19 protein-coding genes and 1 riboswitch are annotated in these 25,551 nt (G+C 67.0%); of the genes, 15 read left to right on the plus strand and 4 right to left on the minus strand.

Translation table 11 applies throughout. The annotated features are described in order from the left end of the window. Positions 1–104: 104 nt before the first annotated feature. The 4 genes from OG474_RS32870 (at position 105) to OG474_RS32885 (ending at position 8,446) form a co-directional block, all read left to right on the plus strand. Positions 105–887, plus strand: coding sequence for a hypothetical protein (locus OG474_RS32870; protein WP_405057494.1), 783 nt, complete (start codon positions 105–107; stop codon positions 885–887). Positions 888–902: 15 nt separating this feature from the next. Then, positions 903–2,054 (plus strand): hypothetical protein, encoded by a 1,152-nt coding sequence (locus tag OG474_RS32875; protein WP_405057495.1) that lies wholly within the window; start codon positions 903–905, stop codon positions 2,052–2,054. Positions 2,055–2,288: 234 nt separating this feature from the next. Next, positions 2,289–3,125 carry a M48 family metalloprotease gene (locus tag OG474_RS32880; RefSeq protein WP_405057496.1) on the plus strand — a complete coding sequence of 279 codons (837 nt, stop codon included), beginning with the start codon at positions 2,289–2,291 and terminating at the stop codon, positions 3,123–3,125. A gap of 437 nt (positions 3,126–3,562) precedes the next feature. Then, positions 3,563–8,446: a fibronectin type III domain-containing protein gene (locus OG474_RS32885; RefSeq protein ID WP_405057497.1), complete on the plus strand. Its 4,884-nt coding sequence runs from the start codon at positions 3,563–3,565 to the stop codon at positions 8,444–8,446. Between the two features lie 52 nt (positions 8,447–8,498). Here the strand turns inward: OG474_RS32885 and OG474_RS32890 are convergent, their stop codons facing one another. From OG474_RS32890 to OG474_RS32900, 3 genes are read right to left on the minus strand one after another with little or no spacing between them, the layout of a single operon-like run. Further along, positions 8,499–9,584: a winged helix DNA-binding domain-containing protein gene (locus OG474_RS32890; protein ID WP_405057498.1), complete on the minus strand. Its 1,086-nt coding sequence runs from the start codon at positions 9,582–9,584 to the stop codon at positions 8,499–8,501. A gap of 55 nt (positions 9,585–9,639) precedes the next feature. Continuing rightward, positions 9,640–10,452 carry an SDR family oxidoreductase gene (locus OG474_RS32895; RefSeq protein WP_405057499.1) on the minus strand — a complete coding sequence of 271 codons (813 nt, stop codon included), beginning with the start codon at positions 10,450–10,452 and terminating at the stop codon, positions 9,640–9,642. Further along, the gene (locus OG474_RS32900) at positions 10,449–11,903 is read right to left on the minus strand and encodes a flavin-containing monooxygenase (RefSeq protein ID WP_405057500.1); all 1,455 of its coding nucleotides are present in this window, start codon (positions 11,901–11,903) and stop codon (positions 10,449–10,451) included. The genes OG474_RS32895 and OG474_RS32900 overlap by 4 nt, the downstream gene beginning before the upstream one ends. A 76-nt stretch (positions 11,904–11,979) precedes the next feature. Between OG474_RS32900 and OG474_RS32905 the strand changes: the two genes are divergently transcribed. The 8 genes from OG474_RS32905 to OG474_RS32940 all read left to right on the plus strand — a co-directional run bounded on the left by OG474_RS32905 (position 11,980) and on the right by OG474_RS32940 (position 21,563). Next, positions 11,980–12,567 (plus strand): TetR/AcrR family transcriptional regulator, encoded by a 588-nt coding sequence (locus OG474_RS32905; RefSeq protein ID WP_405057501.1) that lies wholly within the window; start codon positions 11,980–11,982, stop codon positions 12,565–12,567. Positions 12,568–12,703: 136 nt separating this feature from the next. Further along, positions 12,704–14,164: a M36 family metallopeptidase gene (locus OG474_RS32910; RefSeq protein ID WP_405057502.1), complete on the plus strand. Its 1,461-nt coding sequence runs from the start codon at positions 12,704–12,706 to the stop codon at positions 14,162–14,164. A gap of 38 nt (positions 14,165–14,202) precedes the next feature. Beyond that, positions 14,203–15,114, plus strand: a complete 912-nt coding sequence (locus tag OG474_RS32915; RefSeq protein WP_405057503.1) for an oxidoreductase — start codon at positions 14,203–14,205, stop codon at positions 15,112–15,114. Positions 15,115–15,172: 58 nt separating this feature from the next. Further along, complete coding sequence (locus OG474_RS32920; RefSeq protein WP_405057504.1) at positions 15,173–16,729, plus strand: CocE/NonD family hydrolase; 1,557 nt, start codon at positions 15,173–15,175, stop codon at positions 16,727–16,729. Further along, positions 16,726–17,766 carry a lactonase family protein gene (locus OG474_RS32925; RefSeq protein WP_405057505.1) on the plus strand — a complete coding sequence of 347 codons (1,041 nt, stop codon included), beginning with the start codon at positions 16,726–16,728 and terminating at the stop codon, positions 17,764–17,766. Before OG474_RS32920 ends, OG474_RS32925 begins: the two co-directional genes overlap by 4 nt. Before the next feature lie 78 nt (positions 17,767–17,844). Next, positions 17,845–20,301, plus strand: a complete 2,457-nt coding sequence (locus OG474_RS32930; protein ID WP_405057506.1) for a LamG-like jellyroll fold domain-containing protein — start codon at positions 17,845–17,847, stop codon at positions 20,299–20,301. 99 nt (positions 20,302–20,400) lie between these two features. Continuing rightward, on the plus strand, positions 20,401–21,198 hold the full coding sequence (locus OG474_RS32935; RefSeq protein ID WP_405057507.1) for an aldo/keto reductase: 798 nt from the start codon (positions 20,401–20,403) through the stop codon (positions 21,196–21,198). A 21-nt stretch (positions 21,199–21,219) separates the two neighbouring features. Continuing rightward, a riboswitch (guanidine-III (ykkC-III) riboswitch) is annotated at positions 21,220–21,287 on the plus strand. A 21-nt stretch (positions 21,288–21,308) separates the two neighbouring features. Beyond that, positions 21,309–21,563: a hypothetical protein gene (locus OG474_RS32940; RefSeq protein ID WP_405057508.1), complete on the plus strand. Its 255-nt coding sequence runs from the start codon at positions 21,309–21,311 to the stop codon at positions 21,561–21,563. Here OG474_RS32940 and OG474_RS32945 read toward each other — a convergent pair. After that, the gene (locus OG474_RS32945; RefSeq protein ID WP_405057509.1) at positions 21,560–22,390 is read right to left on the minus strand and encodes a hypothetical protein; all 831 of its coding nucleotides are present in this window, start codon (positions 22,388–22,390) and stop codon (positions 21,560–21,562) included. The two genes, OG474_RS32940 and OG474_RS32945, sit on opposite strands and share 4 nt — an antisense overlap. A 177-nt stretch (positions 22,391–22,567) precedes the next feature. Here OG474_RS32945 and OG474_RS32950 point away from each other — a divergent pair, with 177 nt between their 5' ends. The 3 genes from OG474_RS32950 to OG474_RS32960 are packed head-to-tail and all read left to right on the plus strand — an operon-like array spanning position 22,568 to position 25,547. Beyond that, positions 22,568–23,602, plus strand: a complete 1,035-nt coding sequence (locus OG474_RS32950; protein ID WP_405057510.1) for an AAA family ATPase — start codon at positions 22,568–22,570, stop codon at positions 23,600–23,602. Positions 23,603–23,631: 29 nt separating this feature from the next. Next, a complete protein-coding gene (locus OG474_RS32955) occupies positions 23,632–24,594 on the plus strand; it encodes a DUF58 domain-containing protein (protein ID WP_405057511.1) in 963 nt (320 codons plus the stop codon). Further along, positions 24,594–25,547 carry a VWA domain-containing protein gene (locus OG474_RS32960; protein WP_405057512.1) on the plus strand — a complete coding sequence of 318 codons (954 nt, stop codon included), beginning with the start codon at positions 24,594–24,596 and terminating at the stop codon, positions 25,545–25,547. The genes OG474_RS32955 and OG474_RS32960 overlap by 1 nt, the downstream gene beginning before the upstream one ends. The last annotated feature ends 4 nt before the right edge of the window (positions 25,548–25,551 follow it).

A 25,551-nucleotide genomic window follows, 5' to 3' on the forward strand; every position in this document is an offset into this window, starting at 1 on the left:
GCCGCTCGGGTCACCGATCCGAGGATCCGGAGCGTCCAGACGCCGGTAGAGATCAGGGGACTCCTCGTAGTCGTCCGGATGCCCCGGACGACTGGCGTTCTCTGATGAGCAACGACTATGACTACCCGGATGAGCTGGACGAGCTGAACGGACGTGACCGCAGGCGCGCCAAGCGGAACTGGCGCCGCGACGACCACGCGCAGCGGATGGCTTGGCTGCGGAACCAGCGCCAGGCCGAACCGACCAGTCCGGTAGCGATCCTCATTCTTGTCGTGGTTGTGGCAATCGTGATTCTTGGACTCGGGGGCGGCCTGCCGCGCCTCTTCGGTGGCAAGAGCACTGACGACGGCGCTCCGATCAACTTGCTGACGCCCGGCCGGTCCGTTGTGTTACCGACTGCGCCGACGAGCGGTCAGAGTGGTCAGCCGACGTCGACGACGACCGCCATTCTGACTCCGCCACCACCGCAGACCCAGCGCCCATCGGCCGATTCGATTGCCTTGGCGGCTGACGTGGTAGGGGCTTGGGCTCGGGTGTTCTATACGCGGGACCCCGGTGTCGAGACCTATGCGGCCCTGGTCGCGAAAAGTGCGAAGTACATGACAGCGGACGTGGCGTCGAGCTTCACGTCAGCAGGTGATCCAACTTATGACGCCTTGAAGAATGACGGAGGCAAGTCGACGGTCATCGCCGCTCCTGTCAGCGCCCCGCCGGCCAGTGCCGATGCGCCAGTTGATACTCCGGACCGCATCACGCGCTTCGTAAAGGTCACAATTGATGTAACCGGTAAGAAGCCTCAGCGCTTCGATGTACCCCTGCTCATCACATTGACCAGCCAGAACAACCAATGGCTCGTTGGTGACGTCTCCGGCGGCACGGGACCATGAGGGCAAGGGGGCGCCATGTTCGACGAGCGTGATCTCGGGCGCGGGTTGATGGCTGTTGCGAGCAGGAGCACGCTGGCCAAAGGCGCCGCGGCGCTGGCGGTACTCGGATTGACAAGTCTTTTGATCCTTGCGCCCTTCGGGGGCACCAGTACGTCGCAGGCCGCCTGCTTACCTGGGGCTCCTGGGCAGCCCGGTCTGCCGTTCCAGTCGGGGCCGTTGCGCGAGTCGCAGATCGGGTTCGCGAAGCTGATCGATCAGATTGCGGTAGAACGTGGTCTACCGGGCAGAGCGACCTTGATCGCCTTGATGACTGCCCTGGTGGAGTCGAATCTTCAGAACCTGGACTACGGCCATTCGGATTCTGTCGGGCTCTTTCAGCAGCGGCCCGACGCCGGATGGGGCGATGCTAAGCAGATCGTGGAGCATCCGGACTATGCCATCAAGGCCTTCTTCGGCGGTAAGGATGACCCAGCTCCTCCCGGCTTGGTAGACATCAACGGCTGGCCGTCGATGTCGTTGGGGGACGCGGCCCAGCGAGTGCAGGTGTCGGCGTTCCCGGAGCGCTATGCCAAACGCGAGCGCGAGGCGCGTCAGATTGCCGCAGCTGCAGGTATCGATCTCGAACGGCGTGGAAACCCCTACGCCGGTAGGGATGATCTACCGCCAGGCGCCTCGGTCGGCGACGGGACTCCGGACGAGGACACCTGTGACAGTGGTGGTGGAGGCCTGGAAAGCGGACAACCGGTCAATGGTGTTTGGCCCGAGCAGTCCCAGTCGGTTACCGACCCGACGGGAACTGGCGGACTGCTGACTCCGCGGACGGCGGCCTGGGTCGCCGAGGCGCGCAAGAACCTAGGCACTCTCAGCATGAGCTGCTGGGATGCTCATGTCTGGAACCCGACCAGCGACCATCCCCGCGGCAAAGCCTGTGACGTGATGGTCGGAGCCGATTCCAGACGCTCGGCCGCGGCACGTGCTCGCGGCGATCAGATCGCCAACTGGGCCGTGAAAACAGCAGGCCAAACCGGCGTGCACTACGTGATCTGGTACGGCAAGATCTGGTCTGCCCGCCGAGGCACGTGGATCCCCTACAACGGCGGTGGCGTCTACGTCCCCACCGACGCCACCGGCGGCCACTTCGACCACGTGCACGTGTCCATGTGGTAGACCAACGCGACCGAGAGACCACAGAAGGAGCGAGTGATGAGCGGCCCCGGCGACCCCAGTGACCGCGACAGTGCCTGGGGCGAAGGGGAACCGCCGTTCCAGGGTGGTTACGGAGGACAAAACGCCATGCCTCCGCCCCCGCGCCGCCCGGAGTTGCCGGGCTCACCAGGATCCTCGTCGGCAAACCGCGCACCCCGTGTCGAGGTTTCGACAGCTGCGTTGCTCCTGTCCGCAGTGCCTTGGTTCTTCTGGAGTTTTGCGGTCGTCTCGTGGATCGTCGGACTGCTCGGCTTCGGGTGGGGCTGGGTCATCGTCGGCGCCTGGCTGGTCTCTGGCCTGGTGGTATTCGTACGACCGGTCGAAGAGTTTCTCGCGCGGTACTTGTTTCGGCTGAGGTTGCCGACCTTGGTCGAAGAGCAGCGCCTGCGCCCGATCTGGTGGCAGGTCATCGGCCGGGCCGGCGTACCCGAGAAGCGCTATGAGCTCTGGATTCAGGAATCTGACGAGCCGAACGCGGTTCCGACGCCGGGCCACACCGTGGGCGTCACCAGATGGGCGCTCTACAACCTTCCGCCCTCACACCTCGAAGCTGTGCTCGCGCACGAGCTCGGACATCACCTTGGTGGCCGGGACTGGCTCAGCCTGCTGAGCTTCTGGTACTCGATTCCAGCTCGTTGCGCTTTGATCGGCGTACGAGCACTTGGTCGACTGATGAAGTCTGTTCCGGCTGTCGGATGTGCGGTGATCGGCTTCCTCCTGATCGGCTACGTCGGCGTGCTGGTTGCCGTCCTGACCTTCGACGACAGTCTGGTGCTGCCGTTCCTCTTCCTCACTCCTCTCGTTGCACCGCCGATTCTTGCCTGGCTGAGTCGTCGGGAGGTGCTGCAGGCCGATCGGCGTGCAGCGGCGATGGGATACGGCGCGACCTTGATTCAAGTGTTGTACGGCTGGCAGGTCCAGCATCAGCAGATGCTCGGTCGAGACACCAGCCGTCGTTCCCAGCTCATGTCCAGTACGCCTTCGCCGGCTGAGCGGGTCCGAGCCTTGGAGACGTTGACCTCGCAAGTCTGAGCCGCGCACGGAGCTCGGTCTGTTGGACGGGCGGCTGCAGGTTCGTGCAAATGTGGTGGGGTTCCTTACGTGGCGTGGGGTGTGGGACGCAAGCTTGGGGTCCTGCCCAACTGCTGCGGCCCTTGAGGGCCTGTCGTGGAGGAACTGTGCGTCGCGGATTCCGCCTGCTCTTGTTGCCGCTTCTCTTGTCTTTGTTGCTTCCTGGCCACCTTCCGGATCAGGCTAGTGCTACTCCTGTGGCCGCTGCCGTGCCGGCGGCTGTTGTGGGACCGGGGGAAGGGGGTGGGTTGTATGTGCCTCTTGCTACTCAGGCTCGGTTGGTTGATACGGGGGCTACGCCTGTTGCGGCTAATCCGACTCCGGTGACTTCTACGTTTACTGGGCGTGGGGGGATTCCGGCGACTGGGGTTGCCGCGGTTTCGGTGAATGTGACGGTGGTGAATCCGACGGTCAGCGGGAGTTTGGTGGCTTGGCCGGCGGGGGCGGCTCGGCCTTCGGTGTCGGGGGTTTTGTTCGCGGCTGGGCAGACTTATGCCAGTGGGACTTCGATTCTGCGGCTGAACGCTGGCGGGCAGGCGTCGTTCTTCAATGCCAGTACGGGGACTGTGCGGATCATCGTCGATGTGGCTGGTTACTACACGACTGATGAGGTGACGGCTGGTGGGTCGCGGTATGTGCCGGTGAAGCAGACGCGGATCCTCGATACCCGGAACAAGATCGGTGTTCCGGGTACTGCCGCCGTACCGGGGAAGGAGAAGATCAGCTTCCCGGTCGCTGGGGTTGGTGGGGTGCCGGCGGCTAGTGCGGTTACTTCGGTGGCGATGACGCTGACCGCGCTGGTGCCGGCGTCGCCGCCGCCGGGAGGGCCTATCGGCGGGATGGTTGTGTATCCGGCTGGTGCGACTCAGCCGGGGGTGGCGCATGGCAGTTGGCCGATTGGGCGGGCCAAGAGCAGCACTGTGGTGACTCGGATTGCGGCGGACGGCAAGGTGACGCTGGTGAACAGTTCGGCTGGGGCTGTGCATTTTCTGGCTGAGGTCACCGGCTACTACACGACGGCGACGAACAGTGCCGCGGCGTCGTCGCGGATCAGCACGCTGCCGACGGCGGCGCGGGTTCTCGATACCGGCGGTACGACGTTGATCGCGGCGGGTTTCGGGCACACCTTCAAGGTGGCTGGTCTTGGCGGTCTGCCCGCGACGGGGCTGGCGGCGGTCTCGGCGAATCTGATCGTGTCGACGAAGGCGACCAGTGGTGACGTCGTCGCCTATCCGGGTGGCGAGACCGCGCCGTTCGCGACGGATGTGATTGCGCTGCCGACGCACTACTCGTTCAATCAGGTCGTCGTGCGTCCCAACGCGGCCGGCGAGATCACGATCCTGAACCGTACGAACGCCGGAGCCCGGTTCTACCTCGACGTGACTGGGTATGCGCTCAAGCCGAAGGCGCCTGCCGCGCCTACCGACGTACAGGCGACTCCGGCCGACAAGAGCGTGAAGCTGTCGTGGACCGCGCCGGCGGACACGGGTGATCAGGCGCTGAAGAGCTACGAGGTCACGAGGACGCCGGGCAACGTGGTGACCACGGTGACTGGGACCAGTACGACGATCACTGGGCTCGTCAACGATACGACGTACACGTTCAACGTGGTCGCGGTGAACGCTGCCGGGCGATCGCCTGCTGCTCTCAGTACGGCGGTGAGCCCCGCCGCGCCCGCTCCGCCGGGGCAGCCGTTCATCACTGCCGTGACCTCGCGTGACAGTGCGGCCCTCGTCTCGTGGGATGCGCCCGCTGGGTTGCCCGAGGTGATCACCAGTTACACCGTGACGGCGATGCCTGGTGGCGTGACGATGACAGTGCCTGGTACGGCGCGTGAAGCGCTGCTCAAGGGGCTGACGAACGACACGACGTATGCGATCACCGTGAAGGCGACCAATGCCTACGGGTCGGGTACGTCGGATCCACGGCCGGCGAATCCCGTGCTGGCGAAGGTCCCGCTGGCGCCGCCGATCAACGCGGTGACTGCTTTGAACGGTCGCGTGGAGGTTCAGTGGGTGCGGCCCGCGGACGGCGGCGCGGAGATCGACAACTACGAGGTGACGGCGGATCCGGGCGGCATTACGCAGACCATCGCGGCTGACACCACGATCACGGCGTTGACCGGCCTGACCAATGGGCAGAAGTACACGATCAAGGTGCGCGCGCACAACAAGGGTGGGTACGGCGAGGCTGCCAGTACGTCGAGTACGCCGTTGGCGGCCCGTGCACCGGGTGCGCCGGATGATGTCAAGGCGGCTCCGTCGGCGAGTGGCGTCGTACAGCTCAGCTGGAAGGCTCCGATCGACATTGGGACCTCTGCGGTCACCGGTTATCGGGTGACTGTGACGCCGGGCGGTCAGGTCCTCGACGTCACCGCGCCGTCGGCGACTGTGAGCGGTCTGGATTCCGCGACCGAGTACCAGTTCGCGGTCGCGGCCAAGAACGCGGCCGGTACCGGCGTCGCCACCACGCCGACGACCGGTATCAAGCCCGCGTTGACCACGAAGGTGGCGCCGATCGTCCTGACACCGGAGTCCCGGCAACAGATCAGCTCGCTGACACCGACTGCGATCGTGGTCGCGACGCCGACGAGTCAGCTGTCCGGTCTGCAGGTGGGCCAGACAGTCGTGGCAGATGCCAGTCCGACCACACCGGAAGGCTTCCTGCGCAAGATCACCAAGATGCAGACCGTCGGCGGGTTGCTGGTGCTCAACACCGAGGACGCCGCGCTGATGGATGTGTACGGCGACATGGCGATGGCGACCCAGTTCAAGGCCACTGCGGACGATGTCGCCTCGTTCGTCCCGGACGGGCCGGGGATCCGGCTGGCCGCGCCGACGGCCGGCGGCAAGACCCGGCAGCAGGGTGGCTTCGCCAAGGGAGTGAATCCGGACGAGGGCAAGTTGTACCTCAAGGACGGCAAGCTGGTCGTCGAGGTCGAGAAGGAGATCAAGTACGGCTCGCGGATCACCGGTCAGGCAAGTCTCGATCCGAAGTTCGATCTCACGATCAGTGGCAGCGGCTTTCTGCCGAAGTCGCATTTCCAGGTCGCGTTCGATACCGATTCGTCGTTCCGGTTCGACCTGGCGCTGGGTGCGGCGGAAGAGTTCAAGCTAAAGCGATTCCGGCTGGGAGAGATGTTCCTGAGATGCATCACCGTCGGCATCGGCGGCGCTCCGGTCGTCATCTGCCCGCGGGCGGAGGTCGAGCTCGTGGTCGAGGCGGACGGGCGGGCCGGGCTCGCCTTCGAGGTGAAGTACAAACGCCGGCTCGGACTCGACCTCGAGGTCGTCGGCCCGGTGGTCACCCCCACCGGCATCAGCGAGCGGATTGCCGATGACGAGTTCCAGGTCAAGGTCCCCCAGGTCTTCGGCAACGTCGCGGCGTCGGCCGGGATCGCGGGCAAGGTCATCGTGGCCTTCTACGGCCAGGGCGGTCCCGAGTTCGAGGTCACTCCCTACCTCGAGGGCGAGATCGACACCGCCGCGGAGAAGGCGATCAAGGTGGTCTTCGGAGTGCAGATCGGCGGCGGCCTGGAGTTCAAGTTCCTGCAACGCAAGGTTGTCCGCTGGGTCAAACCCGATGTGCTCAAGTTCGAGGTAGTGCTGTGGGAATCCGCCGGGCCGTACTCCGGAGTGGTGATCGAGCCAGGCTCGGCCGACATCGGTACGAACGGCTCGCAGCAGTTCACAGCCAGTCTGAAAAGGTTCCCCGACACCGAGCCGTTCAGCTGGAAGGTGATCAAGGGGCCAGGGACGATCAACTCCTCCGGCTTCTACCAGGCCACCGGCGACGGCTTGGTCGAGATCGAGGCGAAGGTCGCGCCCAACGTCCTCCACGACGAACTGAAGAACATCGCAAAAGTCACGGTCAGCGGCTTCCTGCCCTCGGAGCCGCGGAACGTGCGGGCGACGGCCGGCATCCGGACCGCTGAGGTCACCTGGGATCCCCAGGAGTTCTCCGGCCGCGTCCCGGTGACGCACTACGTCGTCAGCACCTCGCCCGGAACCGGCGCGGTCAAGGTCCCGGTCGCGGCCGGCAACCGCATCACGCTCCGGAACCTGAAGCCGAACACCGACTACACGCTGACGGTGTCGGCCGTGAACGCGGACGGCGTCGGCCTACCCGGGACGTCCGGCACGTTCACGCCCCGTACGACGACGCTGGCCGACCCGGGTGGCGGCGACATCACGGCCGGGGTCGATGGGGAGGAGCCGGGGATCGACGGGGTCGTGTTCTCGGACTCCGGCCGGTATGCGTTCTTCGGCGTCAAGAAGCCCGCCGACCGGCAGTTCTACCTGGTACGGCGTGACCTGGCGGATCGCTCGGACCAGATCGTGTCGGTCAAGCCGGACGGTACGACGCCCGAGCCGATCGCGGCCGACTTCCCTGAAGTGAGCAGTCAGTTGACCGCTCCGAACTACGCAACGTCCGGTGAGGGCCGGTACGTCGCTTATCGCACGGCGGCGGGTTCGGTGAACACGAACGACCAGATCGCCGTCCGGGACGTACAGACCGGGGAACACTGGATGTCTCCGGTGACTCCGTTCAAGGTCTCGACCTTCAGGATCTCGAACGATGGCACCAAGCTCACCTACATCACCGGAAGCGGCGGCACCGCGAATCGCAGGGTCTGGCAAGCCACCAAGGGCAAACCGGACGCTGTCTGGCTCGATGGGTGCATCGACCCGAAGTCGTGCGGCGCCGGCTCGGCGCTCAACCTCGGCGTGACACCTGACGGGAACACCGTGATGTACGACTTCGAGAGTGAGGACCCGGCGAGCCCGTATCGCAGCGCGACCAACCGCGTGATGGTGCTGGATGTCCCGACCGGCGCGACGTCCAAGCCCTACATGGACAAGGGGCTGCCGTTCCTCAGCGCGGTGTACAGCGCCGACGCGTCCTGGATGATCGTCCAGGTGAAACTTGGTGACGACTTCGATCCGCAGTACACGCTCGCGGCCCGCAAGTTCGGTACCGGACCGTTCGTGGTCGGCGACGTCCTGTTCCGGGGCACCTCGGACGGGTTCGACATCAGTAATGACGGCGAACGAATCGCCTGGCGTGACGGGTGGAACTCGGGGACCTATCCGGATCCGAAGCGGTTGCACGTGTACTCGCGCTCCACGAAGACCAACTGGACCGCTCCCACCGTGCCGAATGCCGGTTACTACCGGGACGACCTCGTGGACCTGGCTCCCTCGGGGGCCGCGGTCTCCTGGCGCGCCGTCGGCGATGGCGGTGCCTTCGTCGGCAATCCCGGAGGAGCGGCCGTCGGCTGATGTCCGAGGGCAGTTCAGGAAACAGCCCAGCCTCTGGCTGGGCTGTTTTCGTTCAGAGGAACTTCAGGTCGTGGGTTGCGCCGGGGTTGGTGAAGTTCAGGAGGGCTTGGGCTTCGGGTTCGAGGAGGGACTGGGCCTTCTTGGGGAGCTTGGTGATGGGGGTTATTTCCAGGGTGGCTCGGCGTTTGGTGGGTTTGGGGATGCGCCAGGTGGCGGTGGGTTCGCCGTTCTGGAGGACGGTGCCTTGGGTGTAGAGGGACTGGAGCTGCTTCGGGGTGCTGGACCAGCGGGAGCGGTCGGCGTGGGAGAGGTAGAGGTTGTCGTACTCGGGGAGGAAGCGGGTGGGGGGAGTGAGGTCCGGGTCGGGGAGCGTAACGCCCGGGAGGTCGTAGAGGGTGCGGCCGGTGTCGGCGTCGGTGTAGGTGCGGAGGTCCAGGCGGTCGAAGATCTCGCCGAGGTGAGTCAGACCGGACCAGGACTGGGCGTCCATGACCGAGGCCGGTCCGTAGGCGGCCAGGTAGCGGAGGACGAGGGACTCGGGGTCGGGTGCCGGGTCGAGGTCGGCGGCGAGCCAGAGGTGGGGGAGGGACATGGCGGGGTTGCCGCCTTTGCCCCAGATGCCTCGGGGTGGGGTTTGGATGGTGGGGAGGAGGCAGCGGACGGCGTGGGCCAGGGCTGCGGCGTCGCGGTCGGGCCAGAGCGGAGACAGGTGCTCGCGGAGTTGTACGGCGGTCGCGGGGCCCTCGGTGAGGCGGTCGGTGCCGGCCTGGAGGACGGCCGGCATGTCCAGTCCCTCGAGGCGGTGCCGGCCGAAGGTCATGTTCTGGAAGACCTCGCGGTCCAGGCGGGGCTGGATGAGCGGGCGGAACGCGAGGAAGTCGCGGCTCGACATGAGGTGGATCGTGGCGCGCATCATCGAACCGCGGACCGCGTCCCGGCCTTCGAGGAGTTTGACCAGGTCGTCGGGCTGGAAGGTGGTGAGGCGGGTCCAGAGGCCGACGTACGGCGCGAGGGGTTGCTGGGCCTGCATGCCGACGAGGTGCTCGATCGCTTCGAGCGTGGTCGCGTCGTTGCGTTCGAGTAGCCATTGGCGCTGCAGGGTGGCGCGGTTCTGGGCTTGCAGGCTCAACTTCGACATGGCCGATCTTCTCCCGGTCAGCGGTCCATGCGCCAGGAACAGAAGCCATCAGCAGCTACTGTCGCGATGCGCTGAAGGTCGTCACACGCTCTGTGTACGACGATCGCGCGGCGGGGTCGGCATGGAGTCCACGGTCGTCACCGGCGAGGCGGCGGCCTAGGGACATGAGGCGGGTGGGGGTCAGGCCGTCGAGGGTCTTCCAGCCGCCCAGCCAGCGGGGGACGGCCAGCTCGGGTTGGCGGGTTCGGCAGGTGCGGAGGACTGCGGTGGCTACGTCGGAGGGGTCGACGGTGGGGAGGATGCCGCCGAGGCGGACGCCGGCGGAGAGGGAGGTGCGGACGGCGGAGGGGAGGACGGCGCTGGCGGTGACGCCGGTGCAGTGGAGCTCGCGGCGTACGGCGGCGGTCAGGCCGACGGCGGCGTACTTGGAGGCGTTGTAGACCGCCATGCCGGGGAAGGGGATCTTCCCGGCCATGGAGGCGATGTTGACGACGTGGCCGTGGTGGCGGTCGAGCATGCCGGGGACGACCAGGCGCATGCCGTGGATGAGGCCCCAGACGTTGACGTCCATCGTCACCCGGCTGATCTCGTCGGCCTCGTCGAGGAAGTGGCCGAGGGGCATCACGCCCGCGTTGTTGACCAGTACGTCGATGCGCCCGGATTCGCCGAGGACGGCGTCGACGAACGCGGCGAACGAATCGCGGGACGTCACATCGAGCGGGTGAACCGTGGGATCGGCACCTGGATCGAGGTCGCCGCGATAGACGGTGGCGCCAGCGGTGGCGAAGGCCTGCGCGGTGGCTTGGCCGATGCCACGGGCTGCACCGGTGACTACGACGACAGCGCCGTTGAGGTCGAGAGCCTTCATCGGACTACCTCCAGAGGCTTGGAGATCGAGTAGTGGGTCGGGTCGAAGTGGGCGACGTCGCGTTGCAGGCGGGCCGTGGACCAGGGCCAGCTGAACGAGTTGCGGCCGTTGGCATCGTGGTAGTAACTGGCGCAGCCACCGGTCTCGTAGACGGTGCCGGCGAGGGCGGACCGGACCGAGGAGACGAAGGCTTCCTGGACCTCGGGGCGGACGTCGAGACTGGACCACCTCCGGTTGAGCAGGGCTGAGACCGCGCTCAGCACATGGTCGAGTTGGGCCTCGAGGATCATGAACGCCGAGGTGTGGCCGGTGCCGAGGTTGGGCCCGAGCAGGTTGAAGGCGTTCGGGAAGCCACTGACGGCGGTGCCCAGGTAGGCCTCGGGTGATCCTTGCCAGACGTCGTCCAGGGACTGGCCGGCCGCGTTGTGGACTCGGGAGGCGATCGGCAGGTCGAGGATCTTGAACCCGGTCCCGAGGATGACCACGTCGGCCTCGATGCGAGTCCCGTCCGAGCCGATGATCGTGGAGCCGTCGAAGCCGGCGACCGCAGTGGGGTGGACGGAGACGTTGCTGGCGGCAAGGGCTGGGTAGTACGTGTTCGACATCAGGATCCGCTTACAGCCCAGCGTGTACGTCGGGGTGAGCGTTGACCGCAAAGTTGCCGAGGGCACCGAGCGGCGCAGGTGCAAGCGGCCGACGGCTTCGACGAACCGCATCAGGCGCGGATGGCGGAAGCCGAGGCCGAGAACCTCCATCCCGAGATACTCCGCTCGACGCAGCAGGCGTTGAGCGAACGGGAACGTCCGGAACAGCCAACGCTCGGCGGATGGAACATAGTGGTCCGGCTTCGGAAGGACCCACTGGGCGGTTCGCTGGAAGACATGCAGCGCGGCAACCGAAGGTTGGATCGCCGGGATGAACTGCACCGCCGAGGCGCCCGTGCCGATCACCGCAACCCGCTTCCCAGCAAGGGAAATCGAGTGGTCCCACCGCGACGAGTGAAAGACCGGCCCGTCGAAGGATCCGGGGATCGAAGGCATCAACGGCTCGTGCCAAGGACCGGTAGCGGTAATCAGCACCCGGGCTTCGAGCGCCCCCGTCGAGGTCTCCAACGACCAGACCCCGCGCACGGGATCCCAGGTGGCGTTCAGCAGTTCGACGCCGAAGCGCAGATGCGGCACTACGTCGTACCGAGAGGCTGTGTCTTCCAAATACTGCCGGATCTCCGCCCGGCCGGCGAAGGCCCGGGTCCACGACGGGTTCGGCGCGAACGAGTACGAGTACAAAGCCGACGGTACGTCGCACGCGCAGCCGGGATACGTGTTGTCGCGCCACGTCCCGCCGAGCGAAGCGCCCTTCTCCAGTACGGCGAAGTCCGTGATCCCGGCCTGCCGCAGCCGGATCGCCGCCCCGAGACCGGATGCGCCGGCCCCAATGATCACAACGTCCATGGAAGACCACCTCCAGAGACCGAGAGTATCCGAATACTGACAGAATCCCAATACCCGACGATCTAGAGTGGGCGTCATGGCGAGGATGACCCGCGCGGAGAGCCAGGCGCAGACCCGAGATTCCCTGGTGGCGACCGCGACCGAGCTGTTCCTCAAGGACGGGTACGCCGCCACCTCGCTGGAGAAGGTGGCCGACGAGGCGGGCTTCTCGAAGGGCGCGGTCTACTCGAACTTCCGCAACAAGGACGAGCTCTGCCTCGCGGTCGTCGACGCGATCCGCGAGGACCAGGCAACCAAGCTCGCGCAGGCGCTGCACGGCGCGGAGACCCTCGAGGTGATGCTCGAAGGGTTCCAGCGCTGGGCCGACGAGACCATCGGTGACGTCGGATGGACGGTCTTCGAGGTCGAGTTCTCGACGCGGGCCCGCCAGGACGAGAGCCTGCGCCACGAGCTGGCCGAGCGCAACGCGGCGATCCGCAACGCCGCGGCACTGATGCTGGGCGCCCATGCGCTCGAGTTCGGCATCACGCTGCCGATGCCGGCCGCCGACTGCGCAACGGCACTGCTCAGTCTCGGTGTCGGCCTCGGCGTCCAGCGCGCGATCGACCCCGGCGTCGGCGTCGACGTACTGCCCAGTGTCATCCGGTTGCTGGCCGGACATTGACAAGGTTTTCCCTTGCCGCCGCAGATTGCCGCGAAGTTCTGCTTCCCTCCGGGTACCGATGCGAACTAGGGTCTCGACGGATCGTAGTGGTTGCGTCACGCAACCTGAACGAATCGCCGACTGTGGGAGGGAATGTATGTCGAACCGCCGTAAGGCGATCGTGGCCGTCACCGCCGGGCTGGCCACCATCTCGCTCGGTCTGTCCGTCACCAGCGCCGCGGGGGCCGCGCCGGAAGCCACCACCCTGGGCAGCCTGAAGCTGGTCAAGACCAAGACATCTTTGCTCGGCAAGCACTACTGGTACCAGCAGACCTTCAAGGGCCTGCCGGTCGTCAACGGGTACTACGCGAAGCACGAGACCAAGTCCGGCGCGGTGCAGATCGCCGACGGACGGGACGCCATCCCGGCGAACCTGGACGTCTCCGCGAAGCTGCCGGCAGCGAGCGCCAACACGAAGGCCAGTGAGGCGATCAACGCCAAGGCCGCCCGCGCCCGCATCGCCGGTGCGGACAAGGAGGCCGAGAAGGTCCCGGCCGCCGGCAAGAGCACGGCGCAGCTGGCCGTCGTCGGTGGCCCGAACGCCCGCCTGGTCTGGGCGGTCACCAGCCGCTCCAACGAGGGCTCGACCCGGAGCCTGGTCGACGCGGACAGCGGTTCGGTCGTCGAGTCGAAGGTGCTGAGCGACAACGTCAACGGGCACGGCTCGGTCTTCGACCCGAACCCGGTCGTCAGCGAGCAGAACGAGCAGCTCGTCGACAACAACGACAAGAACAGCGACGAACTGTTCCTGGCGCAGAAGAACGTCATCCTGCGCAACCTGGACGGCTCCGGCAAGCTCAACGGCACCTACGTGAACATCGCGGAGGCCAAGGGCGGGGTCGCGCAGAACAAGAACAACAACTTCGTCTACCAGCGCGCGAACGACAAGTTCGAGCAGGTGGAGGCGTACTACCAGGTCAACCAGACCCAGGAGTACATCCACCAGCTGGGCTTCACCGAGGTGAACAACGAGTCCCAGGACTTCTCCATCAACACGTTCTCCGGGGACAACTCGTTCTACGACCCCTCGGTCGACGTGATCACGATGGGCGAGGGTGGCGTCGACGACGCCGAGGACGCCGAGGTGATCTGGCACGAGTACGGTCACGCGATCCAGGACGACGTCGTCCCGGGCTTCGGCGAGTCGCTCGAGGCCGGTTCGATCGGTGAGGGCTTCGGTGACTACTGGGCCGTCACGATGTCGATCCCGGTCAGCAACGGCTTCAACCTGCCGTGCGTGATGGACTGGGACGCGACGTCGTACACGTCCACCGAGCCGCACTGCCTGCGTCGTACCGACACCGGCAAGACGACCGACGACATCGTCGGCGAGGTGCACGACGACGGTGAGATCTGGTCGAACGCGCTGTGGGACATCCACAACGCGCTCGGCCGCGAGAAGGCCAACAAGGCGATCCTCGAGGGCACCTTCTTCTACGCCCCCGACACGTCCTTCGCCGACGCCGCCCGGGTCACGGTGCAGGCCACCCGCCTGCTCTACGGCAAGGCCGACGCCCAGAAGGTCACGGACGCTTTCAAGGCCCGCAAGATCCTGTAGTACCCACGTTGGGTCAGGGGCCCGCTACGGTGGGCCCCATGACCTGGAGTACGGCGGACATCGCGGACCTGACCGGACGACGGGCGCTCGTCACCGGCGCCACCAGCGGACTCGGCTACGAGACCGCCAAAGTGTTGCTGGAGCACGGCGCCGAGGTGCTGATCGCGGCCCGCAATCCACAGAAGAGCGCCGACGCCGCACAGCGTCTGCACCAGGCAACGGGACGCAACGCGGTCGAGCTGGAGCTGGACCTGGCAGACCTGTCGAGTGTCGAGCGGGCCGCCACGCACCTGTCGAACACCTATGACAGCCTCGACATCCTGGTCAACAACGCCGGCGTGATGGCGACGCCGTACCGGCAGACCATCGACGGCTTCGAGCTGCAGATCGGCACCAACCACCTGGGGCACTTCGCCCTCACAGCCCGCCTGATGCCACTGCTCCAGACCGGCAGGGTCGTCACGGTCAGCTCGTTCATGCACAAGTCGGCCCGCGTCCTCCAGCAGAGCGACCTGCGCCAGCCGGCGAGCAACTACTCGAAGTGGCCGCAGTACAGCATGTCCAAGCTCGCGAACCTTCTCTTCATGTTCGAGCTCGGTCGCCGCGTCCCGTCAGTGCTGAGTGTCGGTGCGCACCCCGGCTACGCCTCCACGCACCTGCAGGCCGCCGGACCAGAGCTGGCCGGTGCCAAGCTCACAGCGAAGTTGTGGGCCGGTCTGAACCTGTTCGCGCAGTCCGCCGCCGCAGGTGCGCAGCCAAGCCTGTACGCCGCCACCCAGCCCGACCTGCGTCCCGGCACGTACGTCGGTCCGCGGTTCCTCGAGTTCCGCGGCGCACCGATGGTCGTCCAGGCCACCCGGACCGCACAGGACCCGGAGCTCGCGCAGCGCCTCTGGGCGTGGTCGGTCGAGGCCACCGGCGTCGACCCAGCACTCACCGTGCCGAGGTAGTGACAGAGCGGCAATCTTGTGGTTACCTTCCGGTAATTTCCCAGCCGGAGGTCGCCCCGTGCGCAGAATTGCCGCCGCCCTAGCTGTAGCTCTCCTAGCCGCACTAGCCCTCGGTCCACCGGCTCAAGCCGCCCAGCCTGGCTTCAGTACGGCGTACCAGCGCATCCCGGGCGCAGGCGGTATCCAGATCGGTGCCGTCGTCCTCACCCCGACCGGTCAGGGCAGCGGCCCGTTCCCACTGGTGGTGATGCCGTCCAGCTGGGGCGTCCCGAACGTCGAGTACGTCGGTCAGGGCGCCAAACTGGCCAAGTCCGGCTTCCAGGTCATCTCGTACTCCAGCCGCGGCTTCTGGGACACCGGCGGCGGTATCGACGTGTCCGGCCCGCCCACCGTCGCCGACGTCTCCAAAGTGATCGACTGGGCCGCCAGCAACACCCCTGCTGACACCAGCAAGGTCGCCGCGGTCGGCATCTCGTACGGCGCCGGTACGTCGCTGCTCGCGGCCGCCGAGGATCCCCGGATCAAGGTGGTCGGCGCTCTCAGTGGCTGGGCCGACCTGGTCAGATCGATCAACCCGAACGAGACCGTCTCCCTGCAGGCCGTCGCCGGACTGCTTGCTGCTGGCAACATCACCGGTCGCCCCGGTCCGGAGATGCAGTCGCTGCAGACCAAGTTCCTGACCGGCCGGTACGACGACGCGATCGCCGAGGCGAAGGTCCTCGGCCCGGTCTGCTCCGCGCAGACCGTGGTCGGCAAACTCAACACCAACAAGCCGGCCGTCTTCCTCGCGAACGCCTTCGAGGACTCGATCTTCCCGCCGACGCAGTACACCGACTTCTTCACCTCCTTGACCGGTCCGAAGCGGCTCCAGTTCGCCCACGGCGACCACGCCACGCCCGAGGTGACCGGCGCGATCGGCCTGCCGAACGAGACCTGGGACGAGCTAGTCGCCTGGATGCGTCACTACCTGACCGGCGCGGACAACGGCGCCGACGCCGAGTCGCCCGTCCAGCTGAAGTCCCAGCGCAACACCTGGCGCGGCTACAGCAACTGGGCCGCGGTCGGTCAGCCGCGGACGACGTACCTGAGCAAGGGAAACCTCCAGTCCAACCCGGCAACAGGCTGGAATAAGGGCATCGCGGCCGGTGTGCCGACCGTCGCCGACAGCGGTATCGCGCTGGTTTCCGGCGCGCTGCAAGGGCTGCTGTCGATCCCGACGGGAGTGGTGACGCCCTTGATCGATCGATCATTCGCCGGTGTCTGGTCGGGAGAGGTCTCTCCGGAAAGCACGCTGATCAACGGATCCCCGAGACTGCACTTCACAGCAACACCCTCTGTGAAGGACACTTCACTCTTCGCGTACCTCTACGACGTCAACGCGCTAGGAGTCGGATCCTTGATCTCGCACAAACCGCTCACACTGCGAGGGGCAACCCCCGGCAAAGCCGTCACCATCGATCTGCGCATGGAAGCCACCAGCTGGGAGGTTCCGGCCGGTCACCACCTCGTTCTCGCCGTCGACACCGTCGACCCGCGCTACCTCGGCCGGAGCTCGGTCACCTTCAGCTCCCCGGCCGGCGACCCGTCGTCGCTGAGCGTCCCGGTGGCCTCGTGACCACCACCCGCCGAGGATTCCTCGGCCTGACCGCTGCCGCCGTCGCCGCCGTACCGCTCAAAGCCAACGCCGCGGCAACGAAGTACCTCTACTACGGCAAGTACGGCGACGGTGTCGGCATCGCCTCGTACGACGCCGCCGGCAAGATCACGTCGACCGGCGTACTGAAGGGGGTCGCCGACCCGTCCTTCGTCATCCGCTCAGGCAACATCCTGTACGCCGTCAACGAGCAGGAGACCGGGGCTGTCAGTGCGATCGCGGTCGATGCCCCCGGCAAGCTCCACCTGATCAATCGCCAGACCAACAAGGGATCCGGCCCCTGCCATCTGGCCGTTGCCAACGGTTACCTGTTGAGCGCCAACTACGGTTCCGGTGATGTCGCCGTACACAAACTCAGAGCTGACGGTGGCATCGGCGCTCAGACCGATCTCGTCAAGCACGTCGGCTCGTCGCCGCACGCGCACCAGATCGTCGTCAAGGACAACTACATCCTGGCCGTCGATCTCGGCACCGACTCGATCTACACCTACACGCTGGTCGACGGGAAGCTCGTACTCAAGCAGCAGCTGACGCTGGCGGCGGGTTCCGGTCCGCGGCATCTCGCCTTCCATCCGTCCGGCAACTTCGCCTACGTGGCGAACGAGCTGAACAGCACGATCACCGTCTGCGGCTACGCTGACGGCAAGCTCACCGCGCTGAACAGCCAGAGCACCGTCCCGACCGGCTCGCCGACGAACTACCCGGGCGAGGTGATCGTGTCCCCGGACGGCCGCTACGTCTACCTGACCAACCGCGGTCACAACAGCGTCGCAGTCTTCGAGGTCTTGACCGGTGGGAACGCGCTGAAGCTCAAGTGGACGCCGAGCGCCGGCGGTGTCTGGCCGCGGCATTGCATCATCGATCCGACCGGCGGTCTGCTGTTCGTCTCGAACCAGAACTCGGGCAACATCGTCACCTTCGCGGTCAACGTCGCCACCGGCGAGCTGACCCAGAAGAGCTCGTTCAGCACCCCGACGCCGGTGTGCGTCAATGTTTGATTCTGATCGAGGTCTTGCGTTCTCACGTTGAAAACGTTTCCATTGGAGCGCCCTTTCACCGCCCCGAAGGGAGCTTCAATGCTCAAGCTTGTCGCCGCGGCCGCCTTAGCGGCCGCGGCCACCCTTGTGCCGACCGCGCAAGCGGCCCCGGCCGAGTGGCATGTCGGCACCCCACCGCTCAGTACGCCGTGGACCGACGATGTCTCGCCCTCCAACGCCCTCCCCGAATACCCGCGTCCCCAGCTGACCCGCCCGGAGTGGCGCAACCTCAACGGCCTGTGGGAGTTCGCCGCCGCGGCGCCGGGGGAGCAGCCCCCGATCGGCCGCACGCTCGGCGAGAAGGTCCTGGTGCCCTACCCGATCGAGTCCGCGCTGTCCGGTGTCCAGCGGCACGAGGACCGGATGTTCTACCGCCGGACCTTCACCGTTCCGCAGCAGTGGAAGGGCCAGCGGCTCGTCCTGCACTTCGGCGCGGTCGACTACGACGCCAAGGTCTGGGTCAACGGCCGCCTCGCCACCACTCACCGCGGCGGGTACGACGGTTTCGACGTCGACGTCACGAACTACCTGCACCGCAGCGGCCCGCAGGAGCTGATCGTCTGGGCCGAGGACCTCACCGACGAGACCTTCCAGCCGATCGGCAAGCAGCGCGAGGTCGGCGACCACGGGATCTTCTACCAGGGCAGTTCCGGCATCTGGCGCACGGTCTGGATGGAGCCGGTCAACACCGCCGCCATCAATCGCCTCCAGCTGACTCCTGACCTGCCGGGCAAGGCCATCAAACTCACCGCGGACACTGATGGACCGGCGAACCTCGACGTCGAGGTGACGGCGTACGACGGCCGTCGTCAGGTCAGCAAGGTCCGCGGCAAGGCCGACACCGAGCTCCGGATCCCGATCCCGAACCCGAAGGCCTGGACGCCCGACAAACCCTTCCTGTACGACCTCAAGGTCCGCCTGATCGATCGCGGCAAGACCGTCGACCAGGTCGGTTCGTACGCCGGGATGCGCTCGGTCGGCCTGGTCAAGGGGGCCGACGGCAAGCTCCGGATGGGCCTGAACGGGAAGGTCCTGTTCAACCTCTCCACGCTCGACCAAGGCTTCTGGCCGGACGGCCTGAACACCGCGCCGACCGACGAGGCCCTCGCCTTCGATCTCGTGCAGCACAAGCGGCTCGGCTTCAACACTGTCCGCAAGCACATCAAGGTCGAGCCGGACCGTTGGTACTACTGGGCCGACAAGCTCGGCCTGATGGTCTGGCAGGACATGCCCGCGACCAAGACCGCGGAGATCCCGGAGCCCTGGCGCGCGCAGTTCAAGTCCGAGCTGCACGAGATGATCGAGGAGCACAAGAGCTTCACCTCGATCACCGTCTGGGTGCCGTTCAACGAGGGCTGGGGTGAGTGGGACAAGACCGAAACCGGTCAGATCGCCGACTCGGTCAAGGCCCAGGATCCGTCCCGGCTCGTCAACGCGCACAGCGGGATGAACTGCTGCGCCTCGAAGGGTGATTCGGGTCGCGGTGACCTCATCGACCACCATGCGTACCTCGGCCCCGGCACACCTTCACCGGCCGGCGAGCGAGCTGCCGTCGACGGCGAGCACGGCGGATTCGGCCTCAAGACCCAGGACCACATGTGGTTCGGCGACGGGTTCGCGTACGAGATGACGCCGGACAAGGCCACGCTGACCAGACGGTACGTCGAGAACCAGCGCGACGTACTGAAATCGGCCAACCAGTGTGGGATCAGCGGCTCGGTCTACACCCAGATCACCGATGTCGAGGGTGAGCTGAACGGCTTCTTCACCTACGACCGGCAAGTCCCGAAGATGGACTTCGCCCAGGTCCGCACGATCAACGAGCAGATCATCGCCGGCGCGGACGGGACCGGAACCAGTGGCCCGCAACCGGGGCCGGGCACACCAGGTGCCGATGGCATCCACTTCTACCCACTCGACGGCAACGCCGAAGATGCCGTCGGCAACAACGATGCGACGCTGGTCAACGGCGCGGTCTTTGCCCCCGGCAAGAACGGCCAAGGCGTTGCTCTGAACGGATCCAACCAGTACGTCGACACGGGTGCCGCGCTGCTCGACACCAGCGGCAACTACACCGCCAGTGCGTGGGTGAAGCTGAACAAGGTGGACGGATTCCAGACGTTCGTCAGCCAGGACGGCGATCGCGACAGCGCGTTCTTCCTCCAGTACTCCGGTTCCGACCAGCGGTTCGCGATGAGCTTCCCGGGTGTCCGGGCACTCGCGCCGACCAAGCCGAACGCGGACCAGTGGTACCACGTGACCGGCGTACGGGATGCGACCAAGGGCGAGCTGCGCCTGTACGTCGACGGTCAGCCAGTGGCTGCGAAGTCCGCCTGCAGCCTCGACTCGACCTCGACCGGTAACACGGTGATCGGCCGGGCCAAGTTCGGCGGTAACCAGGTCGACTTCCTCGACGGCACGGTCGACCAGGTGCACGTCTACGACCGCGCCCTGACCGACCAGGAGGTCAAGACCCTGTACGACTCGGGCCGCTGACACTCAGGCTGAAGATGCGAGGCCGTCGCACACCACCGATCCTTGAAGGTACTCAATGGCCGCTCCGCGGCGGGGACCAACCGAGGGGAGGTGGGTGCGATGGCAGCGCCAAGTCACGCGCTCGCACCTCAGACGGTGCACAAGTTCCGTCCACCCAGATTCGGCCTCAGCGGCTCGCGACTCGGCGACCCCGACGGCGCCCCAACCGCGATCGCGACGGTCGACGCGGCGTACCAGGCAGGGATCCGCTTCTTCGACTCCTCCCCGGCCTACGGCGAATCCGAGACCAGACTCGGTACGGCGCTCGCCCGCCGCCCGCGCGGTGAGTTCCTCGTGTCCACGAAGGTGGTTGGTCCGGACGCGGAGGAGTCGATCCGGGGGAGTAGCGAGCGGCTGGGACTCGGAGTCGATCTCGTCCTCGTTCAGGACGCGTTCGCAGCGTCGTACCCGATCCTCGACGGACTGCGCCGCCAGGGCGTCATCAAGGCGATCGGCGCAGCCGCGACCGACTGGCAAGCGCTCGATCATCTCGTCCGCGATCACGAACTGGACTGCGTTCTGCTGGCCGGCCAGTTCTCCCTGCTGGACCAAAGCGCGCGGCCCCTGCTGGACCGCTGCCTCGCACGCCGCGTCTCCGTCATCGTGTCCGGCGTCCTGTCCCCGGAGGTGCTGCACAACGACAGCGTGCAGGCCCGGCGGATCTCCGCGGTCTGCGAGCGGTACGGCGTCTCGCTGCCGCAGGCCGCGCTCGCCTTCCCGGCTCGGCACACCGCGGTCACCTCGGTGCTGATCTCGGCCGCAAGTCCGGCGGAGATCCGGGCCGACGCGGCCCTGGTCCGGCAGCCGGTGCCGGCGACGCTGTGGCGGGATCCGGAATTGCTCCGTTTGCTATCGTAGCGGCGTTTGATAGCTTTGAAGGAGGTCCCGCGCTCCTGCGGGCCCCGGACGAGTGGCGTCGTACCCGGTCGGTGACAAGACGACGCCCGCCCCCTGGAGGGGCACCTCTCATGCATGCTGTCGACGTTCTCGAAATCGTCGGTGCACTGACCATTCTGATCGCCTTCGCGGCCGCCCAGGCCGGACGGCTGCGTCAGCGCACCCTCAGCTACCAGCTACTGAACTTCCTCGGCTCCGGCCTGCTGGCCGTGATCGCTCTCCAGGAATCCTCCTGGGGCTTCCTGCTGCTCGAAGGCAGCTGGGCAGTGATCAGCCTGATCGGACTGTTCGCGCTCCGCAAGAAGGTTGAACCGCAACAGGTCTAGAACTTGTCGCCCGGGTTGGTCGCCGTCGGAGTGCCGTCAGGCTGTGGGCTTTCGGGCCTCGGGCTCGCGGTCGGGTCCGGCGTCGACTCAGTGCCCGGCGGCGGTGTCGTCGGCGTGATCGTCGTGGTGACCGTGTTCGTCGGCGTCGGGATCACCGGCGGCGGGTCGAGCGGCGGCGAGTCCTTGAACAGCTGCCAGGCCAGGAACAGCGCCAGCGCCATGATCAGCAGCATCGTGGCCAAGGCGTACCAGATCGCTGACCAGGAAGCGGGCTTCAGCGCGGTCGGCCACGGCAGCGGCCAGATCCGGAACAGGCCGGGCCGCCGCCGGTTCTCCCAGTAGTGCCGGAAGTCGGGCCCGCGGCGCCGACCGTGCTGCGGGATCCGGTCCATCAGCACGGCGGAGAGCACTTCCTCGCCGCGGCGCTCGGCGAGCAACCGCTCGTCGGTCGCGGCGCTGGTCCCGTCGTCCGCCCGGATCGGCCCGAACGCGGCCCAGAGCGCAAGGTCGTCGTCGTCCTCGTCGTTGTGCGCCAGTACGACGTCCTCGGGCAGCGAGTCGACCGCGACCACGAACCGGTCCCGGGCGGCCGCGTCGTCGGCCGAGCCCTCGGTCATCATCGCGACCACGGCGTTCCGGCCGCGCTCGTCACTGGCCGTGTACAGATAGCCGGCCGCGTTCGCCCCGAGGCGCCCACGCAGCCAGAACTCGCCGACCCGCGGCGGATCCTCGGGCTGCAGCGGGAGCGCGGCAGGAATCAGCGCCGCAGGTGCCTCCACCGGCTGCTCGGCCGGCTGCACCTCCGTGGTCGATTCGGTCGCGGTCATCACCCCAATCCCACCACATCCCCGGTAGCACTGCTGCAACTCCCCGGCATTTGAGTGGCCAGGGAGGATGGGCGCGGTGGGCCGTGCAGCGGCGGACCCGTGGATCTGATGGAATGGCCGGTGTCGAACGCATCGGGGAGTGACAAGGTCCGCATTGTGGACCCCGGAAGGACAGGCATGACCGAAACCACTGTGCCGGCTGGATCGGTGGCGCAGCAGTCCCGGCTGATCGGTGAGGCACTCAGCGAGGTCAAGCGGGTGATCGTCGGCCAGGAGCACATGGTCGAGACACTGATGGTCTCGCTGCTCGCCAAGGGTCACTGCCTGCTCGAGGGGGTGCCGGGTGTCGCCAAGACGCTCGCGGTGCGCACCTTCGCCGCCGTGGTCGGCGGGACCTTCGCCCGGATCCAGTTCACCCCCGACCTGGTCCCCTCCGACATCGTCGGCACCCGGATCTACCGGCAGACGAAGGAACAGTTCGACATCGAGCTCGGCCCGACGTTCGTGAACTTCGTGCTGGCCGACGAGGTGAACCGGGCCCCGGCCAAGGTGCAGTCGGCGATGCTCGAGCTGATGGCCGAGCGGCAGGTGTCGATCGGCGGCCAGACCTTCCCGATGCCGAAGCCGTTCATCGTGATCGCGACCCAGAACCCGATCGAGTCCGAGGGCGTCTACCCGCTGCCCGAGGCGCAGCGGGACCGGTTCCTGGTGAAGATCGACGTCCCGCACCCGCGCGGTCACGAGGAGTTCGAGATCCTCCGCCGGATGAGCGTCGACCCGCCCGAGCCGCGCCCGGTGCTGCAGCCGGAGACGATCATGGAGCTGCAGCGGACGGCCGAGCAGGTCTTCGTGCACAACCTGGTCGCGGAGTACGCCGTGCGCCTGGTGATGGCGACCCGGACGCCGACCGACTTCCACCTGCCCGACCTGGAGCCGATCATCGAGCTCGGCGTCAGCCCGCGGGCGACGCTCGGCCTGGTCTCGGCCGGCCGGGCCCTCGCGCTGATCCACGGCCGCGACTACCTGCTCCCGAGCGACATCCAGACCGTCGCCCTCGACGTGATGGGTCACCGCCTCGGCCTCACCTTCGACGCGGTCGCCGACAACATCGACCCGCGCGCGGTCGTCGAGCGCATCCTGGCCACCGTCCCGCCGCCGCAGCCCGTGTGGCGCGACGGCTCCGACGGCAGCGGCCGCCCGGAGTTCGTCTAGTGGCCAACCGTCAAGACCCGCGAGCTGCGATGACGATCTCGCAGCTCGCGCCCGAGCGGGCGTTGCGGCGGCTGGAGCTGACCGTCGTACGGCGCCTCGAGGGGTTTCTGCACGGTGAGCACATGGGACTGCTCCCGGGGCCGGGCACCGAGCTGGCCGAAGCGCGGGCCTACCAGGTCGGCGACGACGTGCGCCGGATGGACTGGGCGGTGACCGCCCGGACGACGATCCCGCACGTGCGTGACCTGATCGCGGACCGCGAGCTGGAGACCTGGGCCCTGGTGGACCTGTCCGGCTCGATGAACTTCGGTACGTCGACGCTGGAGAAGCGCGAGTTGGCCGTGGCAGCGGTGGCGACCGTCGGCTTCCTGACCCACCGGCTCGGCGACCGCTTCGGCGGGCTGATGCTGCGTGACTCCGCTCTGCGGCGCTGGCCGGCGCGCTCCGGCCGCCTCGCCTTGTACGGTCTGCTCCGCGCGTTGCTGGCCGAGCAGTTCAACGCCGAGGCCTCGGCGCACCGCAGCGACCTTTCCGCGGCTCTGGAATCGATGGCCCGGACCCAACGCAAGCGCGGCCTGCGCGTGGTCGTGTCCGACTTCCTCACCCCCGAGGACGGCGAGATCGACAGCCGGCTCGAGCCGTCCTGGGAGCGGGCGATGCGCAAGCTGACCGCCCAGCACCAGGTGCTCGCCGTGGAGATCGTCGACCCCCGGGAGCTCGAACTGCCGAACATGGGCGTCGTCATGATCGGCGACCCCGAGACCGGCCAGGTCCGCGAGATCGACACCCGCCGGCGCAAGGTCCGCGAGGCCTTCGCGACGGCCGCACTGGCACAGCGGGAACGAACGCGGATCGCCTTGCGTAGGGTAGGTGCCGGACATCTCGTCCTGCGGACCGACCGGGACTGGGTCGCCGACACCGTGCGGTTCGTGCTCGCCTACCGGCGGATGGCACCCCGCTTGCACCAACCGCCGAAGGGAGTGGCTCGCTGATGGAGTTCCTGTCTCCCGGCAGGTTGTGGATTCTGCTGGTCATTCCGGCGGTCATCGCGGTCTATGTCTACCTGCAGCGCCGTCGCGCGCAGTATGCGCTGCGCTTCACCAACATCGCGCTGCTCGACCGGGTCGCCCCGCGCCGCCCGCAGTGGCGCCGGCATCTGGCCGTCGCGTTCGCGCTGCTGGCCGCGTTCTCCTGCACGGTCGCGTTCGCCCAGCCCAAGGCCAAGGTCAAGGTGCCGCGCGAACGGGCCACGATCGTGGTCGCGATCGACGTCTCGCTGTCGATGATGGCGACCGACATCGACCCGAACCGGCTGGAAGCGGCGAAGAAGTCGGCGAAGAACTTCGTCAACCAGCTGCCCGGCAAGTTCAACGTCGCGCTGGTGAACTTCGCCGGCTCGGCCTCGATCATCGTGCCGCCGACGACCGACCGGGCCACCGTGCTGCGGTCGATCGACGGTCTGGACCTGGCCGAGTCGACCGCGACCGGTGAAGGCATCTTCACCTCACTGCAGGCGCTCACCCAGGTCCCGCCGGACCCGGACCACCCGAACGACCCGGCCCCGGCGCGCATCGTGCTGCTGTCGGACGGCAAGCGGACGGTCGGGCGCACCGCGCAGGAAGGCGCGCAGGCGGCCAAGGCGAAGAAGACCCCGGTCTACACGATCTGCTTCGGCACCGACTCGGGCTTCATCGAGATGGACGGGATCCGGCAGCGGGTGCCACCGGACCGGGCCGAGCTCCGCAGTGTCGCCGAGATCAGCGACGGCAAGGCCTACACCGCGGAGTCGGCCGGTGAGCTGGAGGACGTCTACAAGGACATCGGCTCCTCGGTCGGGTACGACGAGGTGGACAAGGAAGTCACCTCTCGGTTCGCCGGGATCGCCATGCTCTTCACGCTGGCCGCGGCCGGTGCGTGCGTCGCGATGGCGTCCCGCTTCCCCTGAGACC

It is taken from the genome of Kribbella sp. NBC_01505 (assembly GCF_045040285.1).
Taxonomy (GTDB): Bacteria; Actinomycetota; Actinomycetes; order Propionibacteriales; family Kribbellaceae; genus Kribbella.

Coding starts and splice junctions, on each gene's coding strand:
- OG474_RS32935 (WP_405057507.1), top strand. CDS start 20,401: ATGGCAGCGCCAAGTCACGCGCTCGCACCTCAGACGGTGCACAAGTTC.
- OG474_RS32915 (WP_405057503.1), top strand. CDS start 14,203: ATGACCTGGAGTACGGCGGACATCGCGGACCTGACCGGACGACGGGCG.
- OG474_RS32950 (WP_405057510.1), top strand. CDS start 22,568: ATGACCGAAACCACTGTGCCGGCTGGATCGGTGGCGCAGCAGTCCCGG.
- OG474_RS32945 (WP_405057509.1), bottom strand. CDS start 22,390: ATGACCGCGACCGAATCGACCACGGAGGTGCAGCCGGCCGAGCAGCCG.
- OG474_RS32905 (WP_405057501.1), top strand. CDS start 11,980: ATGGCGAGGATGACCCGCGCGGAGAGCCAGGCGCAGACCCGAGATTCC.
- OG474_RS32870 (WP_405057494.1), top strand. CDS start 105: ATGAGCAACGACTATGACTACCCGGATGAGCTGGACGAGCTGAACGGA.
- OG474_RS32875 (WP_405057495.1), top strand. CDS start 903: ATGTTCGACGAGCGTGATCTCGGGCGCGGGTTGATGGCTGTTGCGAGC.
- OG474_RS32930 (WP_405057506.1), top strand. CDS start 17,845: ATGCTCAAGCTTGTCGCCGCGGCCGCCTTAGCGGCCGCGGCCACCCTT.
- OG474_RS32960 (WP_405057512.1), top strand. CDS start 24,594: ATGGAGTTCCTGTCTCCCGGCAGGTTGTGGATTCTGCTGGTCATTCCG.
- OG474_RS32910 (WP_405057502.1), top strand. CDS start 12,704: ATGTCGAACCGCCGTAAGGCGATCGTGGCCGTCACCGCCGGGCTGGCC.
- OG474_RS32890 (WP_405057498.1), bottom strand. CDS start 9,584: ATGTCGAAGTTGAGCCTGCAAGCCCAGAACCGCGCCACCCTGCAGCGC.
- OG474_RS32940 (WP_405057508.1), top strand. CDS start 21,309: ATGCATGCTGTCGACGTTCTCGAAATCGTCGGTGCACTGACCATTCTG.
- OG474_RS32900 (WP_405057500.1), bottom strand. CDS start 11,903: ATGGACGTTGTGATCATTGGGGCCGGCGCATCCGGTCTCGGGGCGGCG.
- OG474_RS32895 (WP_405057499.1), bottom strand. CDS start 10,452: ATGAAGGCTCTCGACCTCAACGGCGCTGTCGTCGTAGTCACCGGTGCA.
- OG474_RS32955 (WP_405057511.1), top strand. CDS start 23,632: ATGACGATCTCGCAGCTCGCGCCCGAGCGGGCGTTGCGGCGGCTGGAG.